We start from the raw sequence: 26,629 nt of genomic DNA, 5'->3' as shown, positions 1-26,629 counted from the left end.
TGCTATCCATGGCGTATCAACTGAACCTGAACTGGCCGGAATTTCTTGAGAAATACTGGCAAAAAAAACCCGTTGTGCTGAAAAATGCCTTCCCGAATTTTGTCGACCCGATTACCCCGGACGAGCTGGCAGGCCTGGCGATGGAGCCGGAGGTCGATAGCCGCCTGGTGAGCCATTTCAACGGCAAATGGCAGGCCAGCAATGGTCCGTTTGAGCACTTTGACGGCCTGGGCGAAACCGGCTGGTCGCTGCTGGCGCAGGCGGTGAACCACTGGCACATGCCGGCGGCGGAGCTGGTGCGCCCGTTCCGCGTGCTGCCGGACTGGCGTCTGGATGATCTCATGATCTCCTTCTCCGTGCCGGGCGGCGGCGTGGGCCCGCATATCGATCAGTACGATGTGTTCATCATTCAGGGGATGGGCAGCCGTCGCTGGCGCGTGGGTGACAAGCTGCCGATGCGTCAGTTCTGCCCACATCCGGCGCTGCTGCACGTGGATCCGTTTGAACCGATCATCGACGAAGATCTGGCGCCCGGCGATATTCTCTACATTCCACCTGGATTCCCGCACGACGGCTTCACCCATGAAACCGCGCTGAACTACTCTGTGGGTTTCCGGGGGCCAAACGGCCGCGATCTGATCAGCAGCTTTGCCGATTACGCGCTGGAAAACGATCTGGGCGGAGAGCATTACAGCGATCCGGATCTGACCTGCCGCGAACACCCTGGGCGCATTGAGCAGTACGAGCTCGATCGCATTCGCCAGATGATGATCGACATGATCGGTAAGCCGGATGATTTCACAAAATGGTTCGGTAGCTTTGTCTCCACGCCGCGTCACGAGCTGGATATCGCCGCCGCCGAGCCGCCGTATGCGCCCGAGGAGGTGCTGGACGCGCTGCAGGGCGGTGAGAGATTGTCTCGCCTGAGCGGCCTGCGCGTGCTGAATATCAACGGCAGTTTCTTTATCAACAGTGAACAGCTCGAGACAGTCGACGCGAAGGCGGCGGACGCGCTGTGCCGCTACACTGAGCTGGGCCAGGCCGAGCTGGGCGATGCGCTGAACAACCCGGCGTTTGTCGAGGAGCTCACCGGGCTGATTAACCAGGGGTACTGGTATTTCGACGAGTAGTGCGGCCTGTTGCCCGGTGGCGCTGCGCTTACCGGGCCTACAACGGCGGTTTTCTCCCTCTCCCTGTGGGAGAGGGCCGGGGTGAGGGCATCAGGCCGCACTAGCCCTCCTCCATCGCAATCACAATCGCTTCACCCATCTTCTTCAATGCCTCGCGATGCTTATCCGTCGGCGGTAATGCCACGTTAATCCGCAGGCAGTTGCGGTACTTCCCGGAGGCGGAAAACAGCGACCCGGCCGCCGCCTGGATCTTCAACCGGCACAGCTGCTTGCTGACGCACACCATGTCGACCTTCTCCGGTAGCTCCACCCACAGCAAAAAACTGCCCTGCGGGCGCGTCACGCATATGTCTGCCGGAAAATATTGCCGTACCCAGCAGGTATAGGTTTCCATATTCTGCTGATAAATCTGGCGCATACGGCGCACGTGGCGATGATAATGGCCGTCGCGGATAAACGCCGCCACCGCCATCTGCGTGCCCGGCACGTTAAACCCGCCCGCTGCGTATTTCATGTGCATCACCCGGTCGTAGTAGCGTCCCGGCACAATCCAGCCGACGCGTAACCCTGGCGCCACGGTTTTGGTAAACGAGCTGCAGAGGATCACGCGGCCATCAATATCCATGGAGTGAATGGTTCGCGGGCGCGGGTATTCCGCCGCCAGCTCGCCGTAGATATCATCCTCGACGATCACGATATCGTGCCGCTGGGCCAGGGCCAGCACCTGCTTCTTACGCGACTCCGGCATGATAAACCCAAGCGGATTATTGCAGTTGGGCACCAGGATGACCGCTTTGATGGGCCACTGCTCCAGCGCCAGCTCTAATGCCTCAATGCTGATCCCGGTTTGCGAATCGGTCGGAATTTCTATCGCCTTGATGTCAAACCCGCGCAGCATCTGCATGGTGCCGTGGAACGACGGCGACTCGACCGCCACAATGTCTCCTGGTTTACAGACTGACAGCAGGGCGATGGAGAGCGCGCCGTGGCAGCCGTTGGTGATAACAATCTCGTTCGCCGCCACGGTGGAGCCCCCGTCGAGCATCAGCCGGGCGATCTGCTCGCGCAGCTCAAGGCGCCCGTCGAGTACGTCATAGCTCAGCATTTCGGCGGGGTTGTGCTGTGCGATGCGGCTCATCTCACGCCACAAGGGCTTCAGGCTCGGCTGGTTAACGTCTGGCGAACCGCCGCCAAAGGAGATCATCTCTTTGTCGGCGCGGGCATCCAGCAGCATCATCACCTCATCCCACTGGGTGACGTCCACCGGGCGCTGCACCGGGCGCGTCATGGCCGGCACCGGCGGCAGGGCCTTGCGCTTAGACACAAAATAGCCGGAACGCGGCTGGGGAGTGATGAGCTGCAGGTTTTCGAGGATCTGATAGGCCTGCTGTATGGTGCTGATGCTCACGCCGTGCTCCTGGCTCAGCGCGCGTACCGACGGCAGACGTTCACCGCTGCGATACAGCCCTTGTTCAATGCGTTCTGCCAGTAGATTGGCCAGATGTTGGTAGCGCGTCATGCTGTATCCTTTGTTGTCACCATACAGATTACAAAACCAGTACAGATTGCCGCAAAAAACGGCATGCAGATACCGTTTTAGCGGATCTGTATGTTAAACAAAAGTTGTTTTTGAGTCTGTATTGCTAAAGCCGTTTTCCACGATCATAGCCCCACTGACACGGTGAGGAGAGCATCATGGAATTCTACGAAAATCGTTCAAAACGTCCGTTTATCGCGTTTGTGTGGGTAGCGAAAACGCTGCGTAACTGGTATCGCGTCAACCGTACCCGCCGCATTCTGAGCCAGATGAGCGACGAGCAGCTCAAGGACGTTGGATTGTCGCGGTATGATGTGTGAGACACGTCGCCGCCGGGTGGCGGCTGCGCCTTACCCGGCCTACTCGATCCCGTAGGCCCGGTAAGCGTAGCGCCACCGGGCGATGTTTAGCTCAACAGCGCAAGCGTCTGCCGCTTCGGTCTTTCCAGCAAATCCACCGCCTCCTGATATGACCGCACGTTGTTATAGCCCATCACCAGCCCGTAACGTTTGCCCGACCCGCGATACCACTCTGAAAGGGCATTCACCTGCAGCTGCTGCGCTTGCCAGCAGCACGCCACCTCCCGATCGTTGCTGCCTTTCGCCAGAAACGCCACGATATGCATTCCGCCGTCGTTCTGCTCGGTGAAAAACAGATCGCCATATACCTCACGCAGGGCGGCAATCATCCACTCCCGGCGGGTCTGGTACAGCACGCGCATCTTCTTAAGATGACGGAAAAAATGGCCCTCGTTGAGAAAGGTGGTGAGGATTTTTTGCGTCAGTACCGGCTGGCCGCTGGCGACGATGTCCGCGCAGTCGGTAAATGCCTCAACCGTGCTGGCGGGCATCACGATGTAGCCCATGCGTAAGGAGGGCATAATGGTTTTACTGAAAGTGCCCATAAAGATCACCCGATCATGGCGATCGAGGCTTTTCAGCGACGGCAGCACCTTACGGGTATAGTGAAATTCTCCGTCGTAATCATCTTCAATAATCCACGCCCCGTTCTGGCTCGCCCAGTCGAGAAGCTGCTGTTTACGCGGCAGAGAGAGCGTTACCGCCAGTGGGCTCTGGTGAGAGGGCGTCACGATAGCAAAACGGGCGTCGCGGTGATGGTGCAACAGGTACTCCGTGTCGATGCCGCAGCGATCGACCGGCACGGTGTGCAGACGTGGCACAATCCGCTTAAGCAACTGCTGGCCCATAAAATAGCCCGGATCTTCAAACACCACTTTGTCGCTGCGGCTGGCGAGCGTATCGAGGATCAGGCGCAGACTGCCGCTGTAGCCGCTGGTGATCAACACCTGTTCGGCGGTACACGAGAGCCCGCGGGAGATATTCAGATAGCGGGCGATGGCCTGGCGCAGGGGATACCAGCCCAGCACCGGCGGGTTGAGCATCTCTTCCGGGCGCATCGAGCGCGTTGCCTGGCCTGCCAGCAGTAACCATTTTTTATAGGGGAAGCTGTCGAGGGAGGGAATGCCGGGGCGCAGAAAACCCGCTCGTTCACGCTGGCTGATAAGCGATGCCGGGAGTGTACCGGTGGTGTGATCCGCCGGCGCTGGCGTCGCGGGCAGCAAGAGATCGGGATTGACCCGCGTGCCGCGCGCGCCCTGGCTCACCAGGTACCCTTCGCCGATTAAAATGGCATACGCAGTTTCGACGGTTTTGCGCGCTACCTTGAGCTCTTCGGCCAGTACGCGAATGGCGGGCACCTTATCGCCAGGCTTCAGCACGCCGCGCGTAATGTTGTCGCGATAGCGGGTGTAAATGTCGTGATAGCCCGGCTTCATGTCCTACCTCATTTTATGGTTTTTGTATCTTTTTACTATGTCATGACCCGCGTAGATTGTCCTCATCGCATGACACATACCGTGTAAATAAGAGGAAAGACAATGAGCACTCGCGTAAACCACCATAAAGTCACTCCAGCCCTTGCCAACGCGCTGTCCGCCCTGAGCATGGAAGTGGCGAAAACCTCCATCGACCCGGCGCTGAAGCACCTGATCGACATTCGCGTTTCCCAGCTGAACGGCTGTACCTTCTGTCTGGATATGCACTCCAAAGAGGCCAAAATTGCCGGGGAGCGCGAACTGCGCCTTTACCACCTGGCGGCCTGGCGCGAATCTCCGCTGTTCAGCGCTCGCGAGAAAGCGGCGCTGGCCTTCGCCGAAGCGTTGACCCAGATTGGCGTTCACGGGGTGAGCGACGCGTTGTACCGCAGCGTGGCGGAACACTTTTCTGACGTGGAGATTTCAGAGCTGAACTTCGCCATCGTGGCGGTCAACGCCTGGAACCGTTTAGGCATTACCTCGCGCATGGCCCCCGGCTCGCTGGACGCAGCTTACGGACTGAACAAGGCTAACCTGGAATAATCCCGCGCTCGCGGATCATCGCCACCAGCGCCCGCAACCCCGGCGGGACGTGGCGATGGCCTGGATAGTAAAGACGCAGCCCGGCAAACGGCTGCGTCCAGTCGTTTAACACGCTCACCAGTTCCCCGCTTTTCAGCTCGTCACGGATATAGAGTTCCGGCAAAAAGCCAATCCCCAGCCCTGCTTTGACCGCGCGGATCGAGGCAAAAAGATCGGATGTCGCAAAACGTGGCGGCACGGCCAGCGCATACTGGACTCCCCGACGGGCCAGCTCCCAGCGGTAGATCCCACCGTGGGCCATGCGCATCCCGATCCCCTGATGCAACAGCAGATCCTCCGGCGTTTGCGGTATACCGTGGCGGGCAAAATAGTCCGGTGTGGCGGTCACGAGCTGGCGGATCTCTCCGGTCAGCGGTACGGCGATCATATCCTGCGGCACCGCCTCTTCAAGGCGGATCCCGGCGTCGTAGCCTTCGGCGACGATATCGATCATCCGCGCCTCGCTCACCGTTTCAACACGCATTTTCGGGTAGCGGATCATAAAGTCGATCAGCAGCTGGTCCAGAAACAGGGAGCCAATATTGTTCGGCACGTTCAGGCGCAGGGTGCCTGCGGGTTCACCGGTATCGCTGTGGATCTCTTCCCCGGCCTGACGAATTTCCTGCAGCGCCGGACCGATGCGCGCCACATAACGCTGCCCGGCGTCGGTGAGCGCCACGCTGCGGGTAGTGCGGTTAAAAAGACGCGTCTCGAGGCGGCTCTCCAGCCCGGCGATGGCGTTACTCACCGCCGTGGCAGACATGCCCAGCTCCTGGGCGGCACCGCGAAAGCTGCCGCGTCGTACCACCGCCATCACCACTTCCAGCTCTGTCAAACCTGAACGATGCATAGATTATCCTGAAAATCGAAACAACCCTTGCAGCATAGCGTGGATTATCGCAACGGAGTAGTCGTGCCAGACTGTGTCCACACAGCCTGAGGAGGTTTACATGCACCACATCGAACAGATTTTTATCAACGGCGAATTTGTTACCCCGCACGGCACCGAGCGTTTTGATTTATACAACCCGGCGACGGCACAGGTCATAGGGCAGGTGCGTCTGGCAGATGAGGTAGACGCTGAACGCGCCATTGCGGCCGCCAAAGCGGCGTTTCCGGCGTGGTCGCAAACCGCAAAACAGGAACGGATTGCTGCGTTAACACGTATGCATGCCGCTGTTGCCGCCCGTCATGATCAGCTGCTGGAGGCGATAATCGAAGAGTACGGCGCACCGGCTGCGCGCTCGGCGTGGATGGCCAGTTATCCGGCCGATGTCATTGCCCAGGCGATGGAGGCCCTGGAGGCGTTTGAATTTTCATTTTCAGCGGGGGCGGCATCGGTGCAGATGACGCCGCTAGGCGTAGCGGGCCTGATCACGCCGTGGAACAGCGATGCGGGGTTTATCTGCGGCAAACTGGCGGCGGCGCTCGCGGCGGGTTGCACGGCGGTGATCAAACCCAGCGAAATGAGCGCCCTGCAAACGCAGATTATTACCGAGGCGCTGCGTGATGCCGCATTGCCAGCGGGCGTGTTTAATATCATCACCGGGCGCGGCGAGACGGTGGGGGAGACCATTAGCCGCCACCCGGACGTGGCGAAAATCTCGTTTACGGGGTCGACGAATACCGGCAAAGCGATCCTGCGTAACGCGGCGGAGGGTTTTAAGCGCGTCACGCTGGAGTTAGGCGGTAAATCGCCGACGATTTTGCTGGATGATGTCGATCTTGCACGGGCGATCCCGCTGGTGATTCAGGCCGGGTTTATGAACAGCGGGCAGGCGTGCGTGGCCGGCACGCGTATTCTGGTGCCGCAGTCGCGCAAGGCCGAGATGGAAATCGCCCTGGCGCAGGCGGTGGCGGCGGTGAAATCCGGCGACCCGCGCGAAAGCGCGACAGAGATTGGCCCAATGGTCAGCGAAAAGCAGTGGCTGCGGGTGCAGGGGTATATTCGCAAAGGGCTCGACGAAGGCGCGCGACTGCTGGCGGGCGGCGAAGGGCGACCGGACGGGACGCGGGACGGCTGGTTTGTGCGCCCGACGCTGTTTACTGATGTGAACAACCAGATGACCATCGCGCGTGAGGAAATTTTTGGCCCGGTGCTGTGCATTATTCCTTATCAGGACGAGGCAGAGGCTGTCGCGATTGCCAACGATACCGAGTACGGCCTGAGCGCGATGGTGCTGGGGCGTGACACCGGGCGTGCGCGTCGCGTGGCGCAGCAGATTGTTTCCGGGCGCGTGCTGGTGAACACCCTCGCGCATGAGCCAAAAGCCCCGTTTGGCGGGTTTAAACACTCCGGCGTGGGACGCGAGATGGGCGAATGGGGAATTGGGGCGTTTATGGAGCCGAAGTCGATTGTGGGTTAAACCCTGCCCGGTGGCGCTACGCTTACCGGGCCTACAAAAACCGTAGGCCGGATAAGCGCAGCGCCATCCGGCACAACACTTCGCTCCATACCGAAGCATCCTTGTCATCTGTCCTGCATTCTCTTCACACCATCACAACGGAGAGACCTTCATGATCGCAGTCATTTTCGAAGCCAAAGCCGCGCCGGCGCATCAGGCGCGCTACCTGCAGCTCGCGGCCGAACTTAAACCCCTGCTGGCGGATATTGACGGTTTTATCGATATCGAACGTTTCCAGAGCCTGACCTCCGACGGCAAAATTCTCTCGCTCTCCTGGTGGCGGGACGAAGAGGCTATCCGCAACTGGAAGCAGAACGTTTTTCATCAGGCCGCGCAGGCCGAGGGGCGGGAGTCGATTTTTACGTACTACCGCATTCGGGTGGCACAGCTGATGCGGGAATACAGCACCGAAAACGGAGGGCACGCGGATGTATGATGTTCATGTGATTTTTAACGATACGCCGGGTGAACTGGCACGCTTTGGTCAGCTGTTGGGCTGCAAGGGGATTGGGCTGGAAGGCGGTGGTGTATTCGGCGTTGAGGCGCATTTTCTGGTGGAAGACGGCGAAAAAGCCCGCCATGTTCTGCTTGAGGCCGGATTTAACCTGAAAGCGGTTCGTCAGCCCATCATCAGAAAACTGCGGCAGGAACGCCCCGGCGAACTGGGGGAGATAGCTGCTGCACTGGCGGCTCGCGGGGTGTCTATTCTTACCCAGTACAGCGACCACGCGAATCACCTCATTCTGCTGACGGATAATGATAAACTGGCCGCAGCAATCACCGAACCCTGGGCAACCTATGTTAAAGACGAGCTTACCGCCAGATAACAGCGCAGCGCTGGAGCAGGCCATTGCCGCAGTAGCAGCCGCAATGGCCGATCCGTCGCGCGTGAAAATGCTTTGTGCGCTGATGGACGGGCGGGCGTGGACGGCCACCGAGCTGAGTGCGGCGGCGGATGTGGCACCGTCTACCGCCAGCGGGCACCTTGCGCGGCTGCTGGACGGAAAGCTCATTACCTGCCTGTCGCAGGGGCGCCATCGCTATTATCGCCTGGCAGGGCATGACGTAGCGGAGCTGGTGGAGCAGATGATGGGGCTGTCGTGGCACCGCATTTCTCCGCCGGAAACCAGCGCGCCAAAAGCCCTGCGTGAAGCCCGCACCTGCTACGACCATCTGGCGGGCGCGGTGGCGGTGCAGATCTACGATTTCATGCAGGCCGAAAGTTGGCTGGAGCCAGACGGTTCGGCACTGACCCTGTATGGCCGGGAGCAGTTTCTGAAACTCGGTATCCCGTTAAGCACTCATCCCCGGCGAAAGGCCTGTTGCGCCTGTCTGGACTGGAGCGAGCGGCGGTTTCATCTGGGCGGTGAAGCCGGTGCGGCGTTGCTCATGCATCTGGAAAGCAAGGGCTGGATCCAGCGGGTAGCGGGGTATCGGGAAGTGGTGCTTACGGCTTCGGGGAAGGGCGCCATTACCCGACATTTTAGCCGCTAAACTCCGCTGCGGGCTGTACCCTCACCCCAACCCTCTCCCTTAAGGGAGAGGGGGTCCTCCGTGCAGGCATTATTGTATGGGGAACCCTCAGCCCGCCGGGAGAGGGAGATATCCTTTCGCAATTCCTGCTCTTTCGCCTCGCGTTTCTTGATACTTACCCTGATAACTATTATCTTGACGACGTGTTTCGAGAGGTCCCCCCATGAGTGAAGAACAACTGTTTTGCCGCAGGCCGATGGGCATGCGGATGGCGATGATTGTGCGCCAGTGGCGCGCCGTTATTGACGACGCCATTCTCGATACCGGGTTAACCCAGTCGAGCTGGACGGTAATGATGCAGCTTCATCAACTGGGGGATAACGTCTCGGTGAGTGAGCTGGCGGAGGTGCAGGGCATTGAACTGCCGCCGCTGATGCGCACCCTGACACAGCTGGAAAAGCAGGGATACCTGCTGCGCACTGTATCGCCTTATGACAAGCGCATCCGGCTTCTGACGCTGACGCCTGAGGGAAAAGCCATCCTAAAAAGGCTCACCCAGGTGATTGAGACGTACCAGACACGCGTATCGCAAAACATCGCGCCTGAGCATATCGAAATTTTCAGCGCCACCTTGAATCAAATCGCCTGCAATTTGCGGACAATCCGCGAAGAAGATAACAAGACCGAAAAATAATGACTCCTGAACAAAAGTTTGCCCGCTGGGTAAGGGTGAGTATTGCCTCTTTCCTGCTGATGTTTGTCTACTTTGTCGTCGCCGATATCTGGATCCCGCTGACGCCGGACTCCACCGTCATGCGCGTGGTGACGCCGGTTTCTCCGCGCGTCTCCGGGTATGTGTCGGCCGTGCACGTACACAACAACAGCCAGGTGACGCGGGGCGACCTGCTGTTTGAGCTGGATGACACGCCGTTTCGCAATAAAGTGGAAGCGGCGCAAATCGCGCTTGAGCAGGCACGCCTGTCCAATGAACAGCTGGACGCGCAGATCGCCGCCGCCCAAGCCAGCCTGAAAACCGCCGTGCTGACCGCGCGTAACGACAAAGTGACCTTTGACCGCTACCAGAAGCTGAGCACGTTACAGAACGTCTCGCAGGCGGATCTGGATAAGGTCCGTACCACCTGGCAGAGCAGCGAGCAGTCCGTGAGCTCGATTCAGGCGAACATCCATAACCTGCGCATCCAGCGCGGCGAGCGGGAAGAGCACCGCAACGTGACGCTGCAAAAATACCGTAACGCGCTGGATGAGGCGGAGCTGAACCTCGGCTGGACGAAAGTTTACGCCCAGGCGGATGGTACGGTCAGCAACCTGCAGTTGAGCCCCGGGTTTTATGCCTCGTCCGGCTCGGCGGCGCTGGCGCTGGTGAATAATCAGACCGATATTGTGGCCGATTTTCGTGAGAAGAGTCTGCGCCATACCCATCAGGGGACCGATGCCGCCGTGGTATTTGACGCCTTTCCGGGACAGGTTTTCCGCGCCCACGTGACCAGCAGCGATGCGGGGATCCTTGCCGGACAGGAGGCGGTGAGCGGCGAACTGTCCGCGCCGGAAACCTCCAACCGTTGGGTGCGCGACGCTCAGCGAATGCGCATTCACGTGGCGCTGGATGAGACGCTGCCGAAACCGCTCCCGACCGGCGCTCGTGCCACCGTGCAGCTCTACAACAGCGAAGGGCCGTTTGCGCGCTTCTTCTCCGGGATGCAAATCCACCTGGTGAGCCTGCTCCACTATGTCTATTAGCACGCTGGCGCGGGTCTTTACCCCGCACGGCAACATCGTCTATACGGCCAATGACTTTCGCCAGACCCTGCGCATCGTCTTTGCCGGGATGATCGCGCTGAGTATTTCAAGTTTCTATAACACCAGCTACGGCGTGTTTTATGTGGTCTACCCCATCATGCTGCTGTCGCTGGTGCCGGTCTTTAACCGCCATGTGGCGAAGCAGTTTATCTTCAGCGCATCGCTAAACTGCGTCGAAATGGTGATTATTATCGGCTATCTGTCCCAGTGGCCGGTGATCATGACGCTGGTGGTTTTTGCGCTGTATGTCATGCGTTTTCGCTTTATGAGTAAGGGGCCGCTGTTCCTGTTCGGGTCGATGGGCGTGGTGTGCCAGAGCGTGATGCTCAACTTTATGAGCTATCCCACCACCGACTGGCACACGCTGCTGTTTTCCAACATTGAAGCGAGTGTGATGGCGGTATGCCTGAGCGCGCTGATGAACTACCTCCTGCCGGACGTTGAGCCGCGCAAGCCGCCGCCGCTGATCGAGAAAGATGATGCCCGCGTGCGACACGAGTCTCTGCTCTCCGGCACCGTTGCGACGATGATTTTTGTCATCTTCCAGATAAGCGATTTGAGCGATTCGCTTTCGGCGCTGATGGCCGGTGTGTTGATTCTGTTCCCGATGCACTATCGCGGCGCGGTGATGAGCTCTATCTGGCGCGTGGCTGGCGTGGTGCTGGGCTGTCTCTATATTCTGGTGGTGCAGCTTATCCTCTACGATCACAGCAGCCACATGCTACTGATGATGCCGCTTATCGGCCTCGGGCTGGCGTTTGGTGCGCGTCTGCATGTGATGGAGAAGGTGGGAGCCGGCGTTGGGTTTGCCAGCATCACCACCATCGGGATTATGTTCGGTCAGAACATGCACCCGGACAGCGACCTGGTGTTCAGCGATCTCTACCGCATCACCTCGGTGACCTTTTCCCTGGTGGCGACGCTGACGATGGTGTTTCTGGTGCACTTGATCCTCAATCGCTTTGAGGCGACGCGCTACGTCATTGCACCACCCAAAACGGAGTAATGCGCAAGCACGGCGGGCAGTTGCGAGAGTAAAAACAGGATCAGGCCAATTGTCCCGCCCACCAGGGTGCCGTTGACGCGGATAAACTGCAGATCTTTGCCGATATTAAGCTCGATCTGGCGGGACATATCTTTGGCGTCCCAGCTTTTTACCGTGTCGCTGATATGGCGAGTGAGAAACGCCGCGAAATCCGGTGCCACGCGGTGCGCCGCCTGCTCCAGATGCTCATTGAGCGATGCCCGCAGGCTGTCGTCACCGAGCAGCGTTTCGCCGAACCACTGCCCGGCGTTGGCGATGCGCTGCTTCACGCGGGAATCCTCACGTTGCATATCCGCCTTCAGCCACTGGCGCAGGTCAGCCCACATCTCACCCAGATAGCGGTTAAACGCGTCGTCGTTCTTCAGGTAATGCTTGATGTTCTCTGCCTTTGCGGCCATCTCCGGATCGTTTTTCAGGTTGTCGATAAGCTTCAGCGTGGCGCGGTCGAACGCCTGGCGGATCTGGTGGGTGCGGTCATGACTGACGTCGTCCAGCAGGGTATTCACCGCGTTTGACACCATCTCCGCGCTCTGATCGCCCAGCCACTCGGTGGGCAGCACCATCGCCTTGCGCGGATGCTCGGTCTTAAGCCAGTGGACGATCTGGTCTGAAATAAATTCCCGCGTGCTATCGCGTTGAATCAAGGTGATCAGGCGGTTGATGATGGCGTCCAGCAGTACCTGATGGCGGTTGTTTTTGGTCATGCTCTCCAGCATCACTGCGCTGGTTTCGGTGAAATCGACCTTGTCGATGGCCTTATGCACCGCGCGTTTGAGCAGGCGCTGAATACGCCCGTCATCGGTCAGCTCAAGAAAACCACCCATCACCTGAATCAGATGCTGCCCGACACGCTGGGCATTGTCGGGCTTACTGAACCAGGTGCCAATCATCTGCGCCGGCTCATAACGGCGGATCAGCGCCACCAGCGACTGGGTGTCGAGAAACTTCTCCTGCACGAACTGGCCGAGATTATCGCCAATCCGGTCTTTATTGCGCGGGATAATCGCCGTATGGCGCGAGATAAACGGAATGGGCACCCGGCGAAACAGCGCGACGACCGCAAACCAGTCCGCCAGCGCACCAACCATCGCCGCCTCGGCAATGGCCTTCACGCCGCGCACCCAGAAGGTTTGCGGCAGAAACAGGGTGGTGATAAACGCCGCGACGGCAATCAGCAGCAGCGACAGCGCCAGCAGCTTGGCGCGTTTGAGTTCAGCGATTTTTTCCATGGGTTAAGGATAGAGGGAGACGGGGGGAAAGTGCAAAGACGGGAGCGTTACACCATCTTCGCTTCTGGAATCCGCCTTCCGAAATTAAACACCGCTTTTGCTTAATTGGTTTAATCCTTGCGCAGTTTGTATATGCTTTTTTGTATATACAATCAGGGAAGGGTACACTATGCCAACGGAGTATGAGTGGGATAGCGATAAGGCGAAAAGTAACCAGCAAAAACATGGCATACGCTTTGAGGATGCGGTTTTGGTTTTCGACGATCCTTATCATTTGTCTGTTCAGGATCGCTATGAGAACGGTGAGTTTCGCTGGCAAACCATCGGCCTTGTGCAAGGCGTCATTGTTATCCTGGTCGCACATACGGTACGTTTCGAAAGCGGAGGCGAAATTATTCGTATCATTAGCGCACGTAAGGCGGACCGTAAAGAGAGGAGCCGTTATGAGCATCGTTAAACATAAACGAGGTAGTTCGCCTGAGGTTAGCGCTCGTCGTGACGCTGAGCTAAAAGCATTAGCTGAAAAACCAGAAGCAGAAATCGATTACAGCGATATTCCTGCCACGGACGATAAACAGTGGTCCGGGGCGGTGCGAGGGAAGTTCTATCGGCCACTTAAAACGCAGGCATCTGTACGCATTGACGCCGACGTGATGGAGTGGCTGAAACGGCCTGGAAAGGGTTACCAGACGCGGCTAAACGCCATATTGCGTGAAGCGATGCTGCGCGACCAAAACAAAAAATAAACCACGGGCAGCGTTGGGCTGCCCCTTATTTCAGCTTATCAGCTCCAGCAGCCGCCACAGTACCCACCCGCCAAACCCCATTAGTACAACCCCTGCCGCCCGCTCAATTAGCCACAGCGAACGGCTGAGCCTCTGTTGCACCGCGGGCAGCCCCATCAGTGATACCAGCGCCAGATCCCACACCAGCACTACCATCACCATCCAGAAGCCGCAGGTCGACTGCTGAAGCAGCGTGACGTCTGGCCCCAGCAGCGCCGTCATCAGCGCCAGATAGAACAGGGCGTTCTTTGGATTTAACAACGCCGAGCCGAGTCCCAGCAAGATCTGCTTACGCAGTGAAGGGAAGCGCTGGTGGGTTTCATTCAGCGCCAGCGCTTGCGGGCGGCTGCGCACCAGATGCGAGCCGATCCACAGCAGATACAGCGCCCCGCAAAGCTCGATAAGGGTAAACAGCCACGTAAACTGGCGCAGCGCGCTCCAGCCAATGATCACCAGCAGGATATACAACCCGTTGCCCGCGGCGATGCCGAGGCACAGCCCGGCGCTGCCGCGCACCCGGTAGCGCGCCGCGTAGCCCACCAGCAGGAAGAAATCCGGGCCCGGGCTTAACAGGGCGACAAAATGCGCCAGCGCCAGAGCGAGAAAAGCGGAAGGGAATAACAGTTCCATAGCAACCTCTGTGTAAAAAACCGAGGTCAGACTACGGCGATGCAAACGCTATTTATTGTCCGATATTGATCGGCCCGTGGCGTACTGGCGCGGCGTGGCGGCGGTATAGCTCACAAAGGTCTTATGAAAATGGCTCTGATCGGCAAACCCGCTCTGGTAGCCGACATCGGCAATATCATCCCCGGCACGCAGCCGCGCTTTGGCGTATTCCACGCGGGAGATGTTGAGAAAGCTGCCCGGCGTCAGGCCAGTGTCCTGCCTGAAGGTGCGGATCAGCGTCTCTTTGCGCAGCGAGAAGCGGTGGGCAAGGTCGTCGAGTGACGGCGGGCTGGTTAAATCGGCAAGAAACGCCCGCTGGATGTGCTGGCTGGTTGTACGTAGTTCACCCGTGCGGCTGGCGCAGCGCGGAAGGGCAGAAATCAGCATGTTCAGGGAATTAGCCGACATGTTCTCAACAACGTTCTGGTAAAGAGCAAACAACGTGCTGTCGCGTATGACCTGTTCAGCCAGGGGATAATCCGTGTCGATATAGAGCATATGATAGCTGCGGGGCTGGCCCGCAACGGGGTTGCAGCTGTGCGGCACATGCGCCGGGATCACGATGAGATCGCCGGGGTGGAGGATGTACTGCGTGTCGTTGCACCGGCAGCAGGTCTGGCCTTCCACTATCGCGCCAATCGAGAGTTGGGGGTGACAATGACGTTTATACGCCACGGTACTCTGCCACGTGCTGCGCAGCTCAAGGCCCGGAAGGCGGTTAAAGGTCTGGCGGATGTGTCGGGTATGGGTCATAGGCGCTCCTGTCACGAACATTTTTATACCATGCCCTGGCCCTACTAAGAACCTTCCGGATATACCCAACTTTACGTCCATCACCCGTCATGTTGTCTACCCTTACTACCCTAAGCGGTAAAACATGGAGATTCGATATGGCTTATCAGACAGTAAATCCTGCTACCAACCAGCTCATCAAAGAATATCCCTCTCATACCGACGCGGATATCGAAGCGGCGCTGAAAGCGGCCGACGCCCTTTACCATTCGCAGTGGGCGAAAGGCGACATTGAACAGCGCCTGCCGGTGCTGCATAAGCTTGCTGACCTGATCGACGAACGCACCGAAGAGCTGGCTAAAATTGCCAGTCAGGAGATGGGTAAGCTCATCGAACAAAGCCGCGGCGAGGTGAAGCTGTGCGCGCAAATCGCCCGCTACTATGCCGATAACGCGAAGCAGTTCCTGGCCCCGGTGAAGTACCCGTCTGAACTCGGGGAAGCGTGGGTCGAGCATCACCCCATCGGCGTGCTGATGGCCGTGGAACCGTGGAATTTCCCGTATTATCAGCTGATGCGTGTTCTGGCACCTAACCTGGCGGCGGGTAACCCGGTTCTGGCTAAACATGCCAGCATCGTGCCGCACTGTGCCGAAACCTTTGCTCATCTGGTGCGTGAGGCAGGGGCGCCGGAAGGGGCATGGACCAATCTCTTTATCTCGTCTGAGCAGGTGGCGAACATCATTGCTGACGACCGCGTACAGGGGGCCGCGCTAACCGGCTCTGAGAAAGCGGGCAGCGTGGTGGCCGCGCAGGCGGCGAAGCACATCAAGAAATCCACCCTTGAGCTGGGAGGTAACGACGTTTTCGTGGTGCTGGACGACGCGGATCTTGATAAAGCGGTGAAGACAGGCGTGAACGCGCGACTTAACAACGCCGGTCAGGTCTGTACCGCAGCGAAGCGCTTTATCCTGCATGAGGAAATTGCCGATGCCTTCCTGAGCAAATTCACCGACGCCTTTAAGCAGGTGAAAATTGGCGACCCGCTGGATGAAAGCACCACGCTTGGGCCACTGTCGTCTAAAGATGCGCTCGAAACGCTGACAAAACAGGTCAATGAGGCGGTGAAAAAGGGCGCGACGTTACACTATGGTGGTAAACCGGTGCAGCGCGACGGGAGCTTCTTCGAGCCGACGATCCTGACGAATATCTCCCGCGACAACCCGGCGTACTTCGAGGAGTTCTTCGGCCCGGTGGCGCAGATATATGTGGTGAAAAACGATGACGAGGCGGTCGCCCTGGCGAACGACTCCCACTACGGACTGGGCGGTGCGGTGTTCAGTCAGGATATTGAACGCGCGAAGAAAATGGCGTCACGGATTGAGACCGGGATGGTGTATATCAACTGGCTCACCGATACCGCGCCAGAGCTGCCGTTTGGCGGCGTGAAGCGCTCCGGTTACGGACGCGAGCTGTCGGATCTGGGGATCAAAGAGTTTGTGAACCAGAAGCTGGTGGTGGTGCGTAAGTAAGCAGCAATAAAAAACCTGCCAGTAGGCAGGTTTTTTAGAGATTATTGCACTTCAATTTTATCCCAGCCGCTTTTGAACATGCAGCTGTCTACGAGGGTCGCCCTGCGATCCTCATTGGCGTCTTCAACCGTGTAGCTCGTGGAAATATCCTTTTTCTTGTTCTTCAGATCCGTTTTTTCCGAGTCCGAACCGGTTACGACGTTATCCGGGGGCAGATCGATCAGCGCCTGCGCTTCACATTCCGTGAGCTTTTTGTTCATTTCAGCGTCGCTGACGCCCGGTTTCACCCATTTGTACTGGACGCAGCCGGTGAGCAGAAGCGTGAGGCTCAGAACGCAAAGCGCGGTAATGCGGTGTTTCATCAGAAGGTGACTCCACCGCCAACATACGCACCGTCAATCAGGGTGTGGCCTGGACGACCGTCTTTACCATCAACGCTCACGTGGCGGTAACCCACTTTCAGGGTCACAGGTGTAACTGGCGTCCAGCTTACGCCGCCGTTGGCTTCAACGTAGTTTTTCACGCTGTTGTTCATCCCTTCTGGTGCCACGTAGCCTTCACCATACAGATGAATGCTGTCGGTCAGGGCAACGTTTACGCCACCACCGATCGGGAACGCCACGCCGTTATCGCCTTTTTTCGGGCCGATATAGATAGCTTTTGCACCCGCGTTCAGCATGACCGGGCCAAGACCCAGGTTATAACCTGCACCCACACCGCCGGTCTGCGTACCGTCATCGGTGTTTTTCAGCCAGTTGCTTTCCACATACAGGCCGGATGAGGATTTACCCATCTCCAGGTTGAGGTTGGTAAAGTTTTTACCCTGCTCAACGCTGCCACCCAGAGCCAGTGCAGAACCCGATACAGCAGTCAACGCAGTCAGCAGAAGGATATTCAGTTTTTTCATCTCATATGCCTCGTCATCAATTTAATCTGGGCGCACCATAACAAGCGATGTTAATGACTGCAAATGTGATGAAAGTCGCCGTTTTATGCTGGTTTTGTTAATTTTTTAATTTGGTGGTGTTGCGAGAGTGTTGGGTTGCGAGGTCGTCAACGGGTAATGATTTGGCGTTTAGAAAGTGTTTATTTTTTTAGCTAAACATAATCTGAATGAGAGCAGAAAGAGTGGTTCGCAGCGAATTAATTGGGTTTCTAATAATTTCCAGAAATGTTTCCGCTGTTACAGATAACAACAGAGCTTTACATTTCTTTGGCGCTCCGGCCCGCGCAATGTTGCCATTCGATGTCATTTTCCTGACACGTTTCTTCTTTACGGTGTGAGCTTCACTTTATGGAAGCTAACAATATGAAAAGAAAAATTATTCCTGTGCTAATCGGTTGTGCGCTCTCTTTCTCTGCCCTCGCGGCGCAGCCTACGGCTGAGCGCTATGTCGTCAGTTTTCCAGAAGGCACACACGTGAACTACACCGGCGCGTTTGCCAGTGCATTCCCGAACGGCCTTCCGGTTGGGATAGGTTCTGGCCTGCTGTTCACCGGAAAACAGGGCGATGCCCTGACCTTCGCCACCATTACCGATCGCGGTCCGAACGCGGATTCACCGAAAGTGGGTAAAAACGAAGCCAAAATTTTCGTTACGCCAGATTTCGCGCCGCTGCTGATGACGATTCGTGTACAAAACGGCAAAGCGGAGGCCATTGATGCCCGTCCTCTGCATGACGATAAAGGCGCGATCAACGGTCTGCCGCTGGAAAACGACGTGATTGGATCCACCAATGAAGTGGCCTTCAGCGACACGTTAAAGAGGCTGAAGGGGGATAATCGCGGGCTGGATACGGAAGGGATCACCCCGGACGGTAAAGGCGGTTACTGGCTGTGCGATGAGTATGGCCCGTTTCTGATTAACATCGACAGTAAAGGGAAAATCCTGGCGATCCACGGTCCGCAGGCGGCGGAAGGGGAAAAAGCAATTGCGGGCGGTTTGCCAAATATCCTCAAATGGCGTCAGGCGAACCGCGGCTTTGAAGGACTCACCCGTATGCCGGACGGGCGTATTATTGCCGCCGTGCAAAGTACGCTGGATATCGACGGTAAGAGCAAGATAAAGGCGCTGTTTACGCGTCTGGTGAGCTTTGACCCGGCAAGCGGAAAAACCGCGATGTACGGTTATCCCATCGACAGCGCGGCCTACAGCAAAAACAGCGACGCTAAAATCGGCGACATCGTGGCGCTCGATAACCAGCACATCCTGCTGATTGAACAGGGAAGTGATAAAAACGACGGAATGCGTAACCTGATTTACAAGGTCGATCTCAGTAAGGCGAGCAACCTGTCAGGTTTCGACAAGCCGGGCGAATATCCGGAGTTTGATGATGAGAAAACCCTGGCACAGCGCGGCATTACCCTTGCGCAGAAAACGCAGGTTGTTGATCTGCGCGCCCTGGGCTGGCAGCAGGAAAAGGCTGAAGGGCTGGCGCTGATCGACAGCAAAACGCTGGCGGTGGCGAACGATAACGACTTTGGCGTGAAGGTGGCGATGCAACATCCGGTCGAGGGCAAGAAGCTCAAGGATTATCGGGTGAACGCGGAAGGAAAGCTGACGCTGGATGATAAGCCGGTTGAGACGACCCTCAGCGTGAAGCCGCTGGAGAAACCGGAGTCTGACAGTGAGCTGTGGATTGTGACGCTGCCGGAGGCGGTGAAATAAGTTTATCTCTTACCCCTCACCCTAACCCTCTCCCAAAGGGAGAGGGGAGGCTGGGCGGTTATCTCTTCAGCCCCGCAAACGCCGCCCGAATTTCCTCTTCCGGCAGCTGGATGCCAATAAACACCATCACGCTGTGCGGCGGCTCGTCGCCCCAGGGTCTGTCCCAGTCCGCGCTGTACAGCCGCTGTACGCCCTGGAACAGCAGGCGGTCTGGTTCGCCGTCGATCCACAGCATGCCTTTGTAGCGCAGCAGTTTATCGGCAAACGACAGCAGCAGGTTCTCCATCACGCGGGAGACCTCGCTGATGTCTACCGGGTAATCCAGCTCCACCACAATCGACGCCACGTCGTTCTGCTTATCCGCCATAAAGTGAAAACGCGGTTTTGAGGTGACATGCTCTTCCAGCATAAAACCGTTGGTGTTGAATAGCTGAGACAGGTCGATATCGCCGTGCGTCACGGTGTATACCGGTGCGCGGGCGTTGATGCGTGCCAGGCGCTCGCGCAGTTTAACGCTCTCGCCCGCCACGTCGGTTTTGGTCAGCAGGATGCGGTCGGCGTAGCCCACCTGAGACTGGGCGATGGTAAACTGGTTCATCTGATCGTCGGCGTGAACCGCGTCGACCAGGGCAATCACGCCGTCCAGCAGGTAGCGCTGGCAAAGGATGTCATGCGAGAAAAAGGTCTGAATAATCGGGCCGGGGTCGGCCATGCCGGTGCATTCAATCACCAGGCGGTCGAAGTGGATGTCCCCACGATCGCGGCTGTCGAGCAGGTCCAGCAGGGCATCTTCCAGTTCGTTAGAGCGGGTACAGCAGATGCAGCCGTTGGTCAGGGTTTTGATCTGCGTGGCGCGATCGCCAATCAGCTGGTCGTCAACGGAGACTTCGCCGAACTCGTTTTCGATCACGGCGATTTTGAAACCGTGCTGCGCGTTGAGAATGTGGCGCAGCAGGGTGGTTTTACCGGCGCCGAGGAAACCGGTCAACAGGGTGACGGCAATCGGGGTCATGGTCTCTCCTTTAGCAGCAGCGGACGCCGCCTTCTCCACTTCCGCCGTAGCGCGCTTCCTGACGCTCGCGGAAGAATTCAGTGTAGGTCATGTAGGGCTTATCCGGGTGGTTGGTTTTCATATGCTCAACGTAGTTGTCATAGTCCGGAATGCCAATCAGCATTTTCGCTGCCTGACCGAGGTATTTTTTTGCTTCGCCTAAGTTACCAAACATTGTGGATTCCAGACAGGAAAAGCCCCTCCCCCTAATCCTCTCCCCATAGGGGAGAGGGAACTTTTACACCCTCTCCCCTATGGGGAGAGGGCTGGGGTGAGGGGGATTAGTAGATTAATGGTGCGAAGAGGTCTTCACGCCGCCTTCCGGTACCGGCACGTACGGGGTCTCTTTGTCCGTACGACCTTCAGCGTTACGCACTTTCATCCAGGTTTTGATGCCGTAGAAGATAATGCTGTACACCACCACCAGGAACAGAATGCTCAGACCCGCGTTGGTGTAGTTGTTCACCACGATATGGTTCATGTTGGCAATCTGCTGGGCGGTGAGATCCGCGCCACCGGCGGCAATTTTCGCTTTGTACTGGTTAGCCATGTAGAAGAAGCCTTCCAGCTGCGGGTTGCTGCTGAACAGTTTTAGACCCAGCGCCCAGGTGGTGCAGAGCAGCAGCCACAGCGCAGGCACCACGGTGACCCAGATGTATTTGGTGCGTTTCATCTTCACCAGTACCACGGTGCCGAGTACCAGGGCAACGGCTGCCAGCATCTGGTTAGAGATACCGAACAGCGGCCACAGGCTCTTCACGCCGCCGAGTGGGTCAACAACGCCCTGGTACAGCAGGTAACCCCACAGGCCAACGCAGCCCGCAGTACCCAGCACGCCCGCCACCAGCGAGTCGGTTTTCTTCAGGAACGGCACGAAGTTACCCAACAGATCCTGCAGCATAAAGCGGCCTGCACGGGTACCGGCGTCCAGCGCGGTGAGGATGAACAGCGCTTCGAACAGAATACCGAAGTGGTACCAGAAGCCCATGTCTGCCCACGGCAATACTTTGTGGAACACGTGTGCAATACCTACCGCTAGCGTCGGTGCGCCACCGGCGCGGTTCAGCACGGACGGTTCGCCGATGTCTTTCGCGGTCTGCATGATCTGCTCAGGCGAAATCACAAAGCCCCAGGAGCTGACGGTCGCCGCCGCGTGGGCGCTGGCGTCCTTCAACTGCGCCATAATCAGCGCCGCGTTGTCACCGCCCATCTCATGCAGGTTTGGCATGGTGATGCCCAGGCCTGCCGGCGGGGTGTTCATCGCGAAGTAAAGACCCGGTTCGATGATAGACGCAGCCACCAGCGCCATGATCGCCACGAAGGATTCCATCAGCATGGCACCGTAACCGATGAAACGCGCGTCGGTTTCGTTGGCCATCAGCTTCGGCGTGGTGCCGGAGGAGATCAGCGCGTGGAAGCCAGAAACGGCACCACAGGCGATGGTGATAAACAGGAACGGGAACAGGGCGCCTTTCCACAGCGGACCGGTACCGTCAATGTACTGGGTCACCGCTGGCATTTTCAGTTCAGGGTTGATGATCACAATACCGATCGCCAGCCCGACGATGACGCCGATTTTCAGGAAGGTCGCCAGATAGTCACGCGGAGCCAGAATCAGCCATACCGGCAGAAGGGCAGAGATAAACGCGTAACCAATCAGGGCAAAGGTGATGGTGGTGTCTTTAAAGGTCAGCGCCGGACCCCAGTACGGGTCGTGCGCAATCACACCGCCGAAGTAGATAGAGGCAACCAGCAGCACGATACCAATGACCGACACCTCGCCGACGCGGCCAGGGCGCAGGAAGCGCATGTAGATCCCCATGAACAGCGCAATCGGCACGGTAGAGCAGACGGTAAAGACGCCCCACGGACTTTCAGCCAGCGCTTTCACCACGATTAATGCCAGCACCGCGAGGATGATGATCATAATCAGGAAGCAGCCGAAGAGGGCGATGGTACCCGGCACGCGGCCCATCTCTTCTTTGATCATCTCACCCAGCGACGAACCGTTACGGCGCGAGGAGATAAACAGCACCATAAAGTCCTGCACCGCACCCGCCAGCACTACACCAGCGAGCAGCCACAGGGTACCCGGCAGGTAGCCCATCTGCGCGGCCAGTACCGGGCCGACCAGCGGGCCAGCGCCTGCAATGGCGGCAAAGTGGTGACCAAACAGCACATAGCGGTTGGTTGGCACGTAGTTCAGGCCGTCATTGTTAATGACCGCCGGGGTGGCACGCGTCGGGTCGAGTTTCATGACCTTCTGCGCGATGTATAAGCTGTAGTAGCGATAAGCCACAAGGTAGACGGAAACCGACGCGACCACGATCCACAGGGCGCTTACGTGTTCGCCCCGGCGTAATGCGACAACCGCCAGACAGAAAGCGCCGAGGATCCCGAGTAAGGCCCAGGGCACGTGCTTCAGTAGTTTTTTAGTATCCATAGTAAGACCTGGTTTTTTATGTAAAGAAAAAAGGGTCAGGGTTCGTTGTGAGGAGGTATTGAGTAATGCTGGAGCGATCGTGCCAGAAGCTTGCGCGCGTAAAGGGGAGAAATTGGGTGAGTGGTTGAAAGTGCCTGGTGAGCGGTCAAAGGGGGCGGTGAGTGGTTCAGGCTCGCCGCCAGCGGGAGAAATAATGTGATACAGATCACCCGGTTACCGTGGCTGCGCTCCCCGCCAGGTAGCCTTCCAGCGTTTTAACCAGCTTTTCCTTAAGCCAGGCTGGCTCCAGGATCTGAATGTTGGGTAACCAGTAGAACAGCAGCGGCAGGATCTGGTTTTCATGTGCTGCCTGACAGCGCAGCGTCACGCCGTCGTGTTGCTCCTCCAGCAGCTCTTGTGCCGGGAGGAGATCGCGGCGCAGGAAGTAGTGTGAAATATTATCCTTAATAAATATTTTCACCTCGAAAGTATCTTCCGATACCCACGGATCGAGGTTTTTTTCCAACAGCCCGATCACATTTTCGTCCGGCGTAAAGGTGCGTTTCTGAATATCAAGCCAGCGAATCTGACTCAATGAGAAGGATTTTAACCGGCTATTTTCGGTAGCTTGTAAATACCATATATTTTTTTTGTTAATGAGTTTATAGGGGTTAATCAGCCGGGTTTTGCCTTTATAAACGATCTGGCAAACATTACAGTTTTTAATCGATTTTTCAATGTTGGATAAATGGCGACGAATATCACGTTCCGCCGTGTGCTCCGCCTCGTTGGCGAGAATAAGAATATGATTTTCGTCAACGCGGTTTTCGAGTTTCTCCCAAAACTCCGCGTTTCTTTCGGGGAAAAAGCTATCAGCATTCAGGAAGTTAGCAAGGGTATGGTGTAATCCTTGTCCGCCGGGCGATTGCGCGGAATGGATCAGCCGATATAGCCCGTTTCCGGTATGTTCCACAATCGGGGAGAGCGCATTTAAATCCCGGTAGACGGTACGCTCGGTAATATTAAATTTCTCCATCAGCGCACTGCGGTTTATCACACCGTTTAAATGTAGCTCAAGGAGAATATCGACCAGACGTTCAGCCGAGCGGCTCCGCGTCGTTTTAGCCATAAGGTCTTCCTGTATATTAGGGTATGCGCTGAATGATGCGGGTAGCACTGACACAGCGTGTCAGTATTCAGGCACAGAAAATTTCTCTTATGGCTATATAACGGCGTGATTTAGCGGAAACCTTAGGAATTTTTGCAGAAAGGCGCGCTGGCCTCAGGAGGGCCAGCGCGAGAGGGGATCACACGGCTGCTTCCGGCTCCATCATTACCGGGTGGAAACGGCGTTTGAAATAGATCAGGCCGTGGCCCTCTTCACTGAGGATGATATTTTTAATTTCAACAAGATAAACCAGATGCGTGCCGATGGTTTGCACCTGACTTATCTCGCCTTCCAGGCTTGCCAGCGCCCCTTTCAGCACCGGTTGCGCCAGAGGACCTTTCTGCCAGCAGGAGAGGGTAAAGCGCTCCTCCATGGCCATCCCGGTCATACCGGCGAAGTGGCGAGCCATGATCTCCTGCTCGTGGTTGAGCACATTCACGCACAGTTTGCCGTTGCCCTGAAACACCGGGTTCATGGCGCTGTTGGCGTTGATACAGACCATGACCGACGGCGGGGAATCCGTTACCGAGCAGACGGCAGTGGCGGTGATCCCGCAGCGTCCGGCATCGCCCGCCGTGGTGATGACATTCACCGCGGCCGACAGGCTGGCCATGGCGTCGCGAAAACGCAGGCGTTGTTCATCTGAATGCATTGAAACCTCCCGCTGCGTTATTTCAGCAGCTTGTCCAGCATGTTGATATCGCTGTTGTTGTGCAGGTGTGGCACCGTCCAGCCGTGTTGGTCGTACTCAGACATGCAGCGGTCGACCATCGCCATCATTTTGTCCATGTTGCCGGAGCTTTGCGCCTGGCGCAGACACTGCAGGCGAATTTCGTCCTGGCTGCCGGAGTAGTTGATCTCATACAGCTCGTGACGGCCACCAAATTCGCTGCCGATGGCATCCCACATCAGCTTCAAAATCTTGATGCGTTCGACGTGATCCATGCCGTTGGAGCCGCGCACGTACTTCGCCAGATACTGATCGATCTGCGGGTTGTTCAGATCCCGTGCGCTGGATGGCAGGTAGATCAGCCCGCTGGTGACGTTGCGTTCGATGATGTTTTTAATCTTCGCGTAGGCCATTGGCGCCATCACGCGATAGGTTTGCAGCGCCGCGTGATCCGGCAGGTACGCACCGTTCACCCACGGCGTGGCTTCGTAACACATGGAGTCGCTCAGCGCCCAGAACATATTGCGCCAGGCGACCACTTCGCCGAGATCTGCCTGCACGCCGCGGAACTCCAGGGTGCCGGTACACTCCAGCGATTTTTTCAGCAGGGCGGTGATGAAGTCGAGCTTCACCGCCAGACGCACGCAGGCCTGCAGCGGGTACATGCGGGCAAAACCGCCTTCCATAGTCCAGCGACGGCAGCGGTCGAAATCGCGGTAGATCAGCACGTTTTCCCATGGGATCAGTACATTATCCATCACCAGGATCGCGTCGTTCTCATCAAAACGGCTGGAGAGCGGGTAGTCGTACGGCGAGCCGGTAGCGCCAGCCACCATCTCGTAGGAGGCGCGGGAGATCAGCTTCACCCCTTCGGCATCCATTGGCGCGACGAACATCAGCGCAAAGTCCGGGTTTTCGCCCATCACCTGCGCGGAGCCAAAGCCGATCATGTTGTAGTGGGTCAGCGCCGAGTTGGTGGCAACCACTTTGGCGCCGCTGACGATGATCCCGGCGTCGGTCTCTTTTTCCAGCTTGATATAGACGTCTTTCACCTCGTCCGCCGGTTTGTGGCGGTCGATAGGCGGGTTGACGATAGCGTGGTTAAAGTACAGGCCGGTTTCCTGAATGCGGGTATACCAGTTACGGGCATTTTGCTCGAACTGGCCGTAGAAGGCCGGGTTTGCGCCAAGCGCGCAGCCGAACGCGGCTTTGTAGTCCGGCGTGCGGCCCATCCAGCCGTAGCTCAGGCGAGACCACTCGGCGATGGCGTCTCGCTGCTGACGCAGGTCGTCGGCGCTTTTCGCCACGCGGAAGAACTTATGGGTGTAACCGCCGCTGCCGGTGTCGGTACCCCAGCACAGCGTGTCCTGCATGTCCGGTTTGTGCAGCGCGTCGTACATCTGCGCGATGGAGGCCGCCGCATTGCGAAACGCCGGATGGGTGGTGACGTCTTTAACGCGCTCGCCGTAGATATAAATCTCGCGGCCATCCTGCAGGCTTTTTAAATACTCTTCGCCGGTTAACGGGCGTTTGGTATCAGCGCGGAACTCTTCAGGCTTCATAGGGACCTCGTATCGGAATTGGTTTGTTAAATTTATGTTTTGTTTTTGTTGTTTAATTGAAGCGTGAGAGGGGCGGAACGTGAAGGGACGATTGGGACAACGGCAGGTACTTTTCGCGAGAGATCGCAGAGTGTGATTTCCCTCACCCTAACCCTCTCCCAACGGGAGAGGGGACGGTTACTCCCTCTCCCGTTGGGCTGAGGGATCCCCAGTAATATGGTCATGCAACCATGACCATATTACTGTACTCTTTTCCCAGCTTTTTCATCTCGTTAACTATATTCAGCCGTCTCACTTTCCCGGGCTCATGCCGGATGACT

28 protein-coding genes are annotated in these 26,629 nt (G+C 57.4%); 14 read left to right on the top strand and 14 right to left on the bottom strand.

The window, feature by feature from the left end; genetic code table 11:
- Positions 1–8 precede the first annotated feature (8 nt).
- The gene (locus tag PUZ33_RS21525; RefSeq protein WP_013095420.1) at positions 9–1,130 is read left to right on the top strand and encodes a ribosomal protein uL16 3-hydroxylase; all 1,122 of its coding nucleotides are present in this window, start codon (positions 9–11) and stop codon (positions 1,128–1,130) included.
- A gap of 100 nt (positions 1,131–1,230) precedes the next feature.
- Here PUZ33_RS21525 and PUZ33_RS21520 read toward each other — a convergent pair whose 3' ends face one another.
- On the bottom strand, positions 1,231–2,649 hold the full coding sequence (locus tag PUZ33_RS21520) for an aminotransferase-like domain-containing protein (protein ID WP_038981738.1): 1,419 nt from the start codon (positions 2,647–2,649) through the stop codon (positions 1,231–1,233).
- 176 nt (positions 2,650–2,825) lie between these two features.
- Between PUZ33_RS21520 and PUZ33_RS21515 the strand changes: the two genes are divergently transcribed.
- Positions 2,826–2,987 (top strand): DUF1127 domain-containing protein, encoded by a 162-nt coding sequence (locus PUZ33_RS21515; protein WP_020687816.1) that lies wholly within the window; start codon positions 2,826–2,828, stop codon positions 2,985–2,987.
- 86 nt (positions 2,988–3,073) lie between these two features.
- Here PUZ33_RS21515 and pdxR read toward each other — a convergent pair whose 3' ends face one another.
- A complete protein-coding gene (gene pdxR, locus PUZ33_RS21510; protein ID WP_058680783.1) occupies positions 3,074–4,462 on the bottom strand; it encodes a MocR-like pyridoxine biosynthesis transcription factor PdxR in 1,389 nt (462 codons plus the stop codon).
- Between the two features lie 102 nt (positions 4,463–4,564).
- Here pdxR and PUZ33_RS21505 point away from each other — a divergent pair, with 102 nt between their 5' ends.
- Complete coding sequence (locus PUZ33_RS21505) at positions 4,565–5,044, top strand: carboxymuconolactone decarboxylase family protein (protein ID WP_058680782.1); 480 nt, start codon at positions 4,565–4,567, stop codon at positions 5,042–5,044.
- On the opposite strand, the gene PUZ33_RS21500 is transcribed toward PUZ33_RS21505, so the two are convergent.
- On the bottom strand, positions 5,031–5,933 hold the full coding sequence (locus tag PUZ33_RS21500; protein ID WP_023620661.1) for a LysR family transcriptional regulator: 903 nt from the start codon (positions 5,931–5,933) through the stop codon (positions 5,031–5,033). The two genes, PUZ33_RS21505 and PUZ33_RS21500, sit on opposite strands and share 14 nt — an antisense overlap.
- Positions 5,934–6,033: 100 nt before the next feature.
- Between PUZ33_RS21500 and PUZ33_RS21495 the strand changes: the two genes are divergently transcribed.
- From PUZ33_RS21495 to PUZ33_RS21465, 7 genes are all read left to right on the top strand, one after another.
- Positions 6,034–7,449, top strand: coding sequence for an aldehyde dehydrogenase family protein (locus tag PUZ33_RS21495; RefSeq protein WP_062676737.1), 1,416 nt, complete (start codon positions 6,034–6,036; stop codon positions 7,447–7,449).
- 151 nt (positions 7,450–7,600) lie between these two features.
- The gene (locus PUZ33_RS21490) at positions 7,601–7,924 is read left to right on the top strand and encodes an antibiotic biosynthesis monooxygenase family protein (protein WP_045902494.1); all 324 of its coding nucleotides are present in this window, start codon (positions 7,601–7,603) and stop codon (positions 7,922–7,924) included.
- Positions 7,917–8,315 (top strand): hypothetical protein, encoded by a 399-nt coding sequence (locus tag PUZ33_RS21485; RefSeq protein WP_058680779.1) that lies wholly within the window; start codon positions 7,917–7,919, stop codon positions 8,313–8,315. Before PUZ33_RS21490 ends, PUZ33_RS21485 begins: the two co-directional genes overlap by 8 nt.
- A complete protein-coding gene (locus PUZ33_RS21480) occupies positions 8,287–8,982 on the top strand; it encodes an ArsR/SmtB family transcription factor (protein ID WP_038418621.1) in 696 nt (231 codons plus the stop codon). The genes PUZ33_RS21485 and PUZ33_RS21480 overlap by 29 nt, the downstream gene beginning before the upstream one ends.
- Positions 8,983–9,184: 202 nt before the next feature.
- A complete protein-coding gene (locus tag PUZ33_RS21475) occupies positions 9,185–9,655 on the top strand; it encodes a MarR family winged helix-turn-helix transcriptional regulator (protein ID WP_013095432.1) in 471 nt (156 codons plus the stop codon).
- On the top strand, positions 9,652–10,719 hold the full coding sequence (locus PUZ33_RS21470) for an HlyD family secretion protein (protein ID WP_095440265.1): 1,068 nt from the start codon (positions 9,652–9,654) through the stop codon (positions 10,717–10,719). Before PUZ33_RS21475 ends, PUZ33_RS21470 begins: the two co-directional genes overlap by 4 nt.
- Positions 10,709–11,785, top strand: a complete 1,077-nt coding sequence (locus tag PUZ33_RS21465) for a DUF2955 domain-containing protein (RefSeq protein ID WP_013095434.1) — start codon at positions 10,709–10,711, stop codon at positions 11,783–11,785. Before PUZ33_RS21470 ends, PUZ33_RS21465 begins: the two co-directional genes overlap by 11 nt.
- On the opposite strand, the gene PUZ33_RS21460 is transcribed toward PUZ33_RS21465, so the two are convergent.
- Entirely contained in the window at positions 11,755–13,053 is a 1,299-nt protein-coding gene (locus PUZ33_RS21460; protein WP_013095435.1) for a DUF445 domain-containing protein, read from the bottom strand. The genes PUZ33_RS21465 and PUZ33_RS21460 overlap by 31 nt on opposite strands.
- 169 nt (positions 13,054–13,222) lie before the next feature.
- Between PUZ33_RS21460 and PUZ33_RS21455 the strand changes: the two genes are divergently transcribed.
- Both PUZ33_RS21455 and PUZ33_RS21450 read left to right on the top strand, forming a co-directional pair.
- On the top strand, positions 13,223–13,510 hold the full coding sequence (locus PUZ33_RS21455; protein WP_047023211.1) for a BrnT family toxin: 288 nt from the start codon (positions 13,223–13,225) through the stop codon (positions 13,508–13,510).
- Positions 13,497–13,799 carry a BrnA antitoxin family protein gene (locus PUZ33_RS21450; protein ID WP_023620649.1) on the top strand — a complete coding sequence of 101 codons (303 nt, stop codon included), beginning with the start codon at positions 13,497–13,499 and terminating at the stop codon, positions 13,797–13,799. Before PUZ33_RS21455 ends, PUZ33_RS21450 begins: the two co-directional genes overlap by 14 nt.
- A gap of 30 nt (positions 13,800–13,829) precedes the next feature.
- On the opposite strand, the gene PUZ33_RS21445 is transcribed toward PUZ33_RS21450, so the two are convergent.
- Together PUZ33_RS21445 and PUZ33_RS21440 are read right to left on the bottom strand one after the other, a co-directional pair.
- The gene (locus PUZ33_RS21445) at positions 13,830–14,468 is read right to left on the bottom strand and encodes a LysE family translocator (protein WP_058680777.1); all 639 of its coding nucleotides are present in this window, start codon (positions 14,466–14,468) and stop codon (positions 13,830–13,832) included.
- Between the two features lie 48 nt (positions 14,469–14,516).
- The gene (locus tag PUZ33_RS21440) at positions 14,517–15,260 is read right to left on the bottom strand and encodes a helix-turn-helix transcriptional regulator (RefSeq protein WP_058680776.1); all 744 of its coding nucleotides are present in this window, start codon (positions 15,258–15,260) and stop codon (positions 14,517–14,519) included.
- A 137-nt stretch (positions 15,261–15,397) separates the two neighbouring features.
- Here PUZ33_RS21440 and PUZ33_RS21435 point away from each other — a divergent pair, with 137 nt between their 5' ends.
- Entirely contained in the window at positions 15,398–16,768 is a 1,371-nt protein-coding gene (locus PUZ33_RS21435; RefSeq protein WP_058680775.1) for an NAD-dependent succinate-semialdehyde dehydrogenase, read from the top strand.
- 41 nt (positions 16,769–16,809) lie between these two features.
- Here PUZ33_RS21435 and PUZ33_RS21430 read toward each other — a convergent pair whose 3' ends face one another.
- A complete protein-coding gene (locus PUZ33_RS21430; protein ID WP_013095439.1) occupies positions 16,810–17,130 on the bottom strand; it encodes a hypothetical protein in 321 nt (106 codons plus the stop codon).
- Positions 17,130–17,675 (bottom strand): YfaZ family outer membrane protein, encoded by a 546-nt coding sequence (locus PUZ33_RS21425; RefSeq protein ID WP_013095440.1) that lies wholly within the window; start codon positions 17,673–17,675, stop codon positions 17,130–17,132. Before PUZ33_RS21425 ends, PUZ33_RS21430 begins: the two co-directional genes overlap by 1 nt.
- A 402-nt stretch (positions 17,676–18,077) precedes the next feature.
- Between PUZ33_RS21425 and PUZ33_RS21420 the strand changes: the two genes are divergently transcribed.
- Entirely contained in the window at positions 18,078–19,436 is a 1,359-nt protein-coding gene (locus PUZ33_RS21420) for an esterase-like activity of phytase family protein (protein ID WP_058680774.1), read from the top strand.
- A gap of 58 nt (positions 19,437–19,494) precedes the next feature.
- On the opposite strand, the gene yjiA is transcribed toward PUZ33_RS21420, so the two are convergent.
- The 6 genes from yjiA to hpaB form a co-directional block, all read right to left on the bottom strand.
- The gene (gene yjiA, locus PUZ33_RS21415) at positions 19,495–20,448 is read right to left on the bottom strand and encodes a GTPase (protein ID WP_062676739.1); all 954 of its coding nucleotides are present in this window, start codon (positions 20,446–20,448) and stop codon (positions 19,495–19,497) included.
- A gap of 10 nt (positions 20,449–20,458) precedes the next feature.
- Positions 20,459–20,662: a YbdD/YjiX family protein gene (locus PUZ33_RS21410; RefSeq protein ID WP_003856610.1), complete on the bottom strand. Its 204-nt coding sequence runs from the start codon at positions 20,660–20,662 to the stop codon at positions 20,459–20,461.
- A gap of 114 nt (positions 20,663–20,776) precedes the next feature.
- Entirely contained in the window at positions 20,777–22,930 is a 2,154-nt protein-coding gene (locus PUZ33_RS21405; RefSeq protein ID WP_029882188.1) for a carbon starvation CstA family protein, read from the bottom strand.
- 205 nt (positions 22,931–23,135) lie between these two features.
- On the bottom strand, positions 23,136–24,038 hold the full coding sequence (locus PUZ33_RS21400) for a helix-turn-helix transcriptional regulator (RefSeq protein WP_020688847.1): 903 nt from the start codon (positions 24,036–24,038) through the stop codon (positions 23,136–23,138).
- A gap of 178 nt (positions 24,039–24,216) precedes the next feature.
- Positions 24,217–24,729 (bottom strand): 4-hydroxyphenylacetate 3-monooxygenase reductase subunit, encoded by a 513-nt coding sequence (locus PUZ33_RS21395; protein WP_013095446.1) that lies wholly within the window; start codon positions 24,727–24,729, stop codon positions 24,217–24,219.
- Between the two features lie 17 nt (positions 24,730–24,746).
- A complete protein-coding gene (gene hpaB, locus PUZ33_RS21390; protein WP_058680771.1) occupies positions 24,747–26,309 on the bottom strand; it encodes a 4-hydroxyphenylacetate 3-monooxygenase, oxygenase component in 1,563 nt (520 codons plus the stop codon).
- Positions 26,310–26,629: the final 320 nt, after the last annotated feature.

It is taken from the genome of Enterobacter cloacae complex sp. 2022EL-00981, assembly GCF_028737495.1.
In the GTDB taxonomy this organism is placed as follows: domain Bacteria; phylum Pseudomonadota; class Gammaproteobacteria; order Enterobacterales; family Enterobacteriaceae; genus Enterobacter; species Enterobacter cloacae.
This window is presented reverse-complemented; position numbering and strand designations above follow the sequence as displayed.

Excerpts from the sequence above, each read along its gene's own strand:
- PUZ33_RS21525 (WP_013095420.1), top strand. The coding sequence starts at position 9 with ATGGCGTATCAACTGAACCTGAACTGGCCGGAATTTCTTGAGAAATAC.
- PUZ33_RS21520 (WP_038981738.1), bottom strand. The coding sequence starts at position 2,649 with ATGACGCGCTACCAACATCTGGCCAATCTACTGGCAGAACGCATTGAA.
- PUZ33_RS21515 (WP_020687816.1), top strand. The coding sequence starts at position 2,826 with ATGGAATTCTACGAAAATCGTTCAAAACGTCCGTTTATCGCGTTTGTG.
- pdxR (WP_058680783.1), bottom strand. The coding sequence starts at position 4,462 with ATGAAGCCGGGCTATCACGACATTTACACCCGCTATCGCGACAACATT.
- PUZ33_RS21505 (WP_058680782.1), top strand. The coding sequence starts at position 4,565 with ATGAGCACTCGCGTAAACCACCATAAAGTCACTCCAGCCCTTGCCAAC.
- PUZ33_RS21500 (WP_023620661.1), bottom strand. The coding sequence starts at position 5,933 with ATGCATCGTTCAGGTTTGACAGAGCTGGAAGTGGTGATGGCGGTGGTA.
- PUZ33_RS21495 (WP_062676737.1), top strand. The coding sequence starts at position 6,034 with ATGCACCACATCGAACAGATTTTTATCAACGGCGAATTTGTTACCCCG.
- PUZ33_RS21490 (WP_045902494.1), top strand. The coding sequence starts at position 7,601 with ATGATCGCAGTCATTTTCGAAGCCAAAGCCGCGCCGGCGCATCAGGCG.
- PUZ33_RS21485 (WP_058680779.1), top strand. The coding sequence starts at position 7,917 with ATGTATGATGTTCATGTGATTTTTAACGATACGCCGGGTGAACTGGCA.
- PUZ33_RS21480 (WP_038418621.1), top strand. The coding sequence starts at position 8,287 with ATGTTAAAGACGAGCTTACCGCCAGATAACAGCGCAGCGCTGGAGCAG.
- PUZ33_RS21475 (WP_013095432.1), top strand. The coding sequence starts at position 9,185 with ATGAGTGAAGAACAACTGTTTTGCCGCAGGCCGATGGGCATGCGGATG.
- PUZ33_RS21465 (WP_013095434.1), top strand. The coding sequence starts at position 10,709 with ATGTCTATTAGCACGCTGGCGCGGGTCTTTACCCCGCACGGCAACATC.
- PUZ33_RS21460 (WP_013095435.1), bottom strand. The coding sequence starts at position 13,053 with ATGGAAAAAATCGCTGAACTCAAACGCGCCAAGCTGCTGGCGCTGTCG.
- PUZ33_RS21455 (WP_047023211.1), top strand. The coding sequence starts at position 13,223 with ATGCCAACGGAGTATGAGTGGGATAGCGATAAGGCGAAAAGTAACCAG.
- PUZ33_RS21450 (WP_023620649.1), top strand. The coding sequence starts at position 13,497 with ATGAGCATCGTTAAACATAAACGAGGTAGTTCGCCTGAGGTTAGCGCT.
- PUZ33_RS21445 (WP_058680777.1), bottom strand. The coding sequence starts at position 14,468 with ATGGAACTGTTATTCCCTTCCGCTTTTCTCGCTCTGGCGCTGGCGCAT.
- PUZ33_RS21440 (WP_058680776.1), bottom strand. The coding sequence starts at position 15,260 with ATGACCCATACCCGACACATCCGCCAGACCTTTAACCGCCTTCCGGGC.
- PUZ33_RS21435 (WP_058680775.1), top strand. The coding sequence starts at position 15,398 with ATGGCTTATCAGACAGTAAATCCTGCTACCAACCAGCTCATCAAAGAA.
- PUZ33_RS21430 (WP_013095439.1), bottom strand. The coding sequence starts at position 17,130 with ATGAAACACCGCATTACCGCGCTTTGCGTTCTGAGCCTCACGCTTCTG.
- PUZ33_RS21425 (WP_013095440.1), bottom strand. The coding sequence starts at position 17,675 with ATGAAAAAACTGAATATCCTTCTGCTGACTGCGTTGACTGCTGTATCG.
- PUZ33_RS21420 (WP_058680774.1), top strand. The coding sequence starts at position 18,078 with ATGAAAAGAAAAATTATTCCTGTGCTAATCGGTTGTGCGCTCTCTTTC.
- yjiA (WP_062676739.1), bottom strand. The coding sequence starts at position 20,448 with ATGACCCCGATTGCCGTCACCCTGTTGACCGGTTTCCTCGGCGCCGGT.
- PUZ33_RS21410 (WP_003856610.1), bottom strand. The coding sequence starts at position 20,662 with ATGTTTGGTAACTTAGGCGAAGCAAAAAAATACCTCGGTCAGGCAGCG.
- PUZ33_RS21405 (WP_029882188.1), bottom strand. The coding sequence starts at position 22,930 with ATGGATACTAAAAAACTACTGAAGCACGTGCCCTGGGCCTTACTCGGG.
- PUZ33_RS21400 (WP_020688847.1), bottom strand. The coding sequence starts at position 24,038 with ATGGCTAAAACGACGCGGAGCCGCTCGGCTGAACGTCTGGTCGATATT.
- PUZ33_RS21395 (WP_013095446.1), bottom strand. The coding sequence starts at position 24,729 with ATGCATTCAGATGAACAACGCCTGCGTTTTCGCGACGCCATGGCCAGC.
- hpaB (WP_058680771.1), bottom strand. The coding sequence starts at position 26,309 with ATGAAGCCTGAAGAGTTCCGCGCTGATACCAAACGCCCGTTAACCGGC.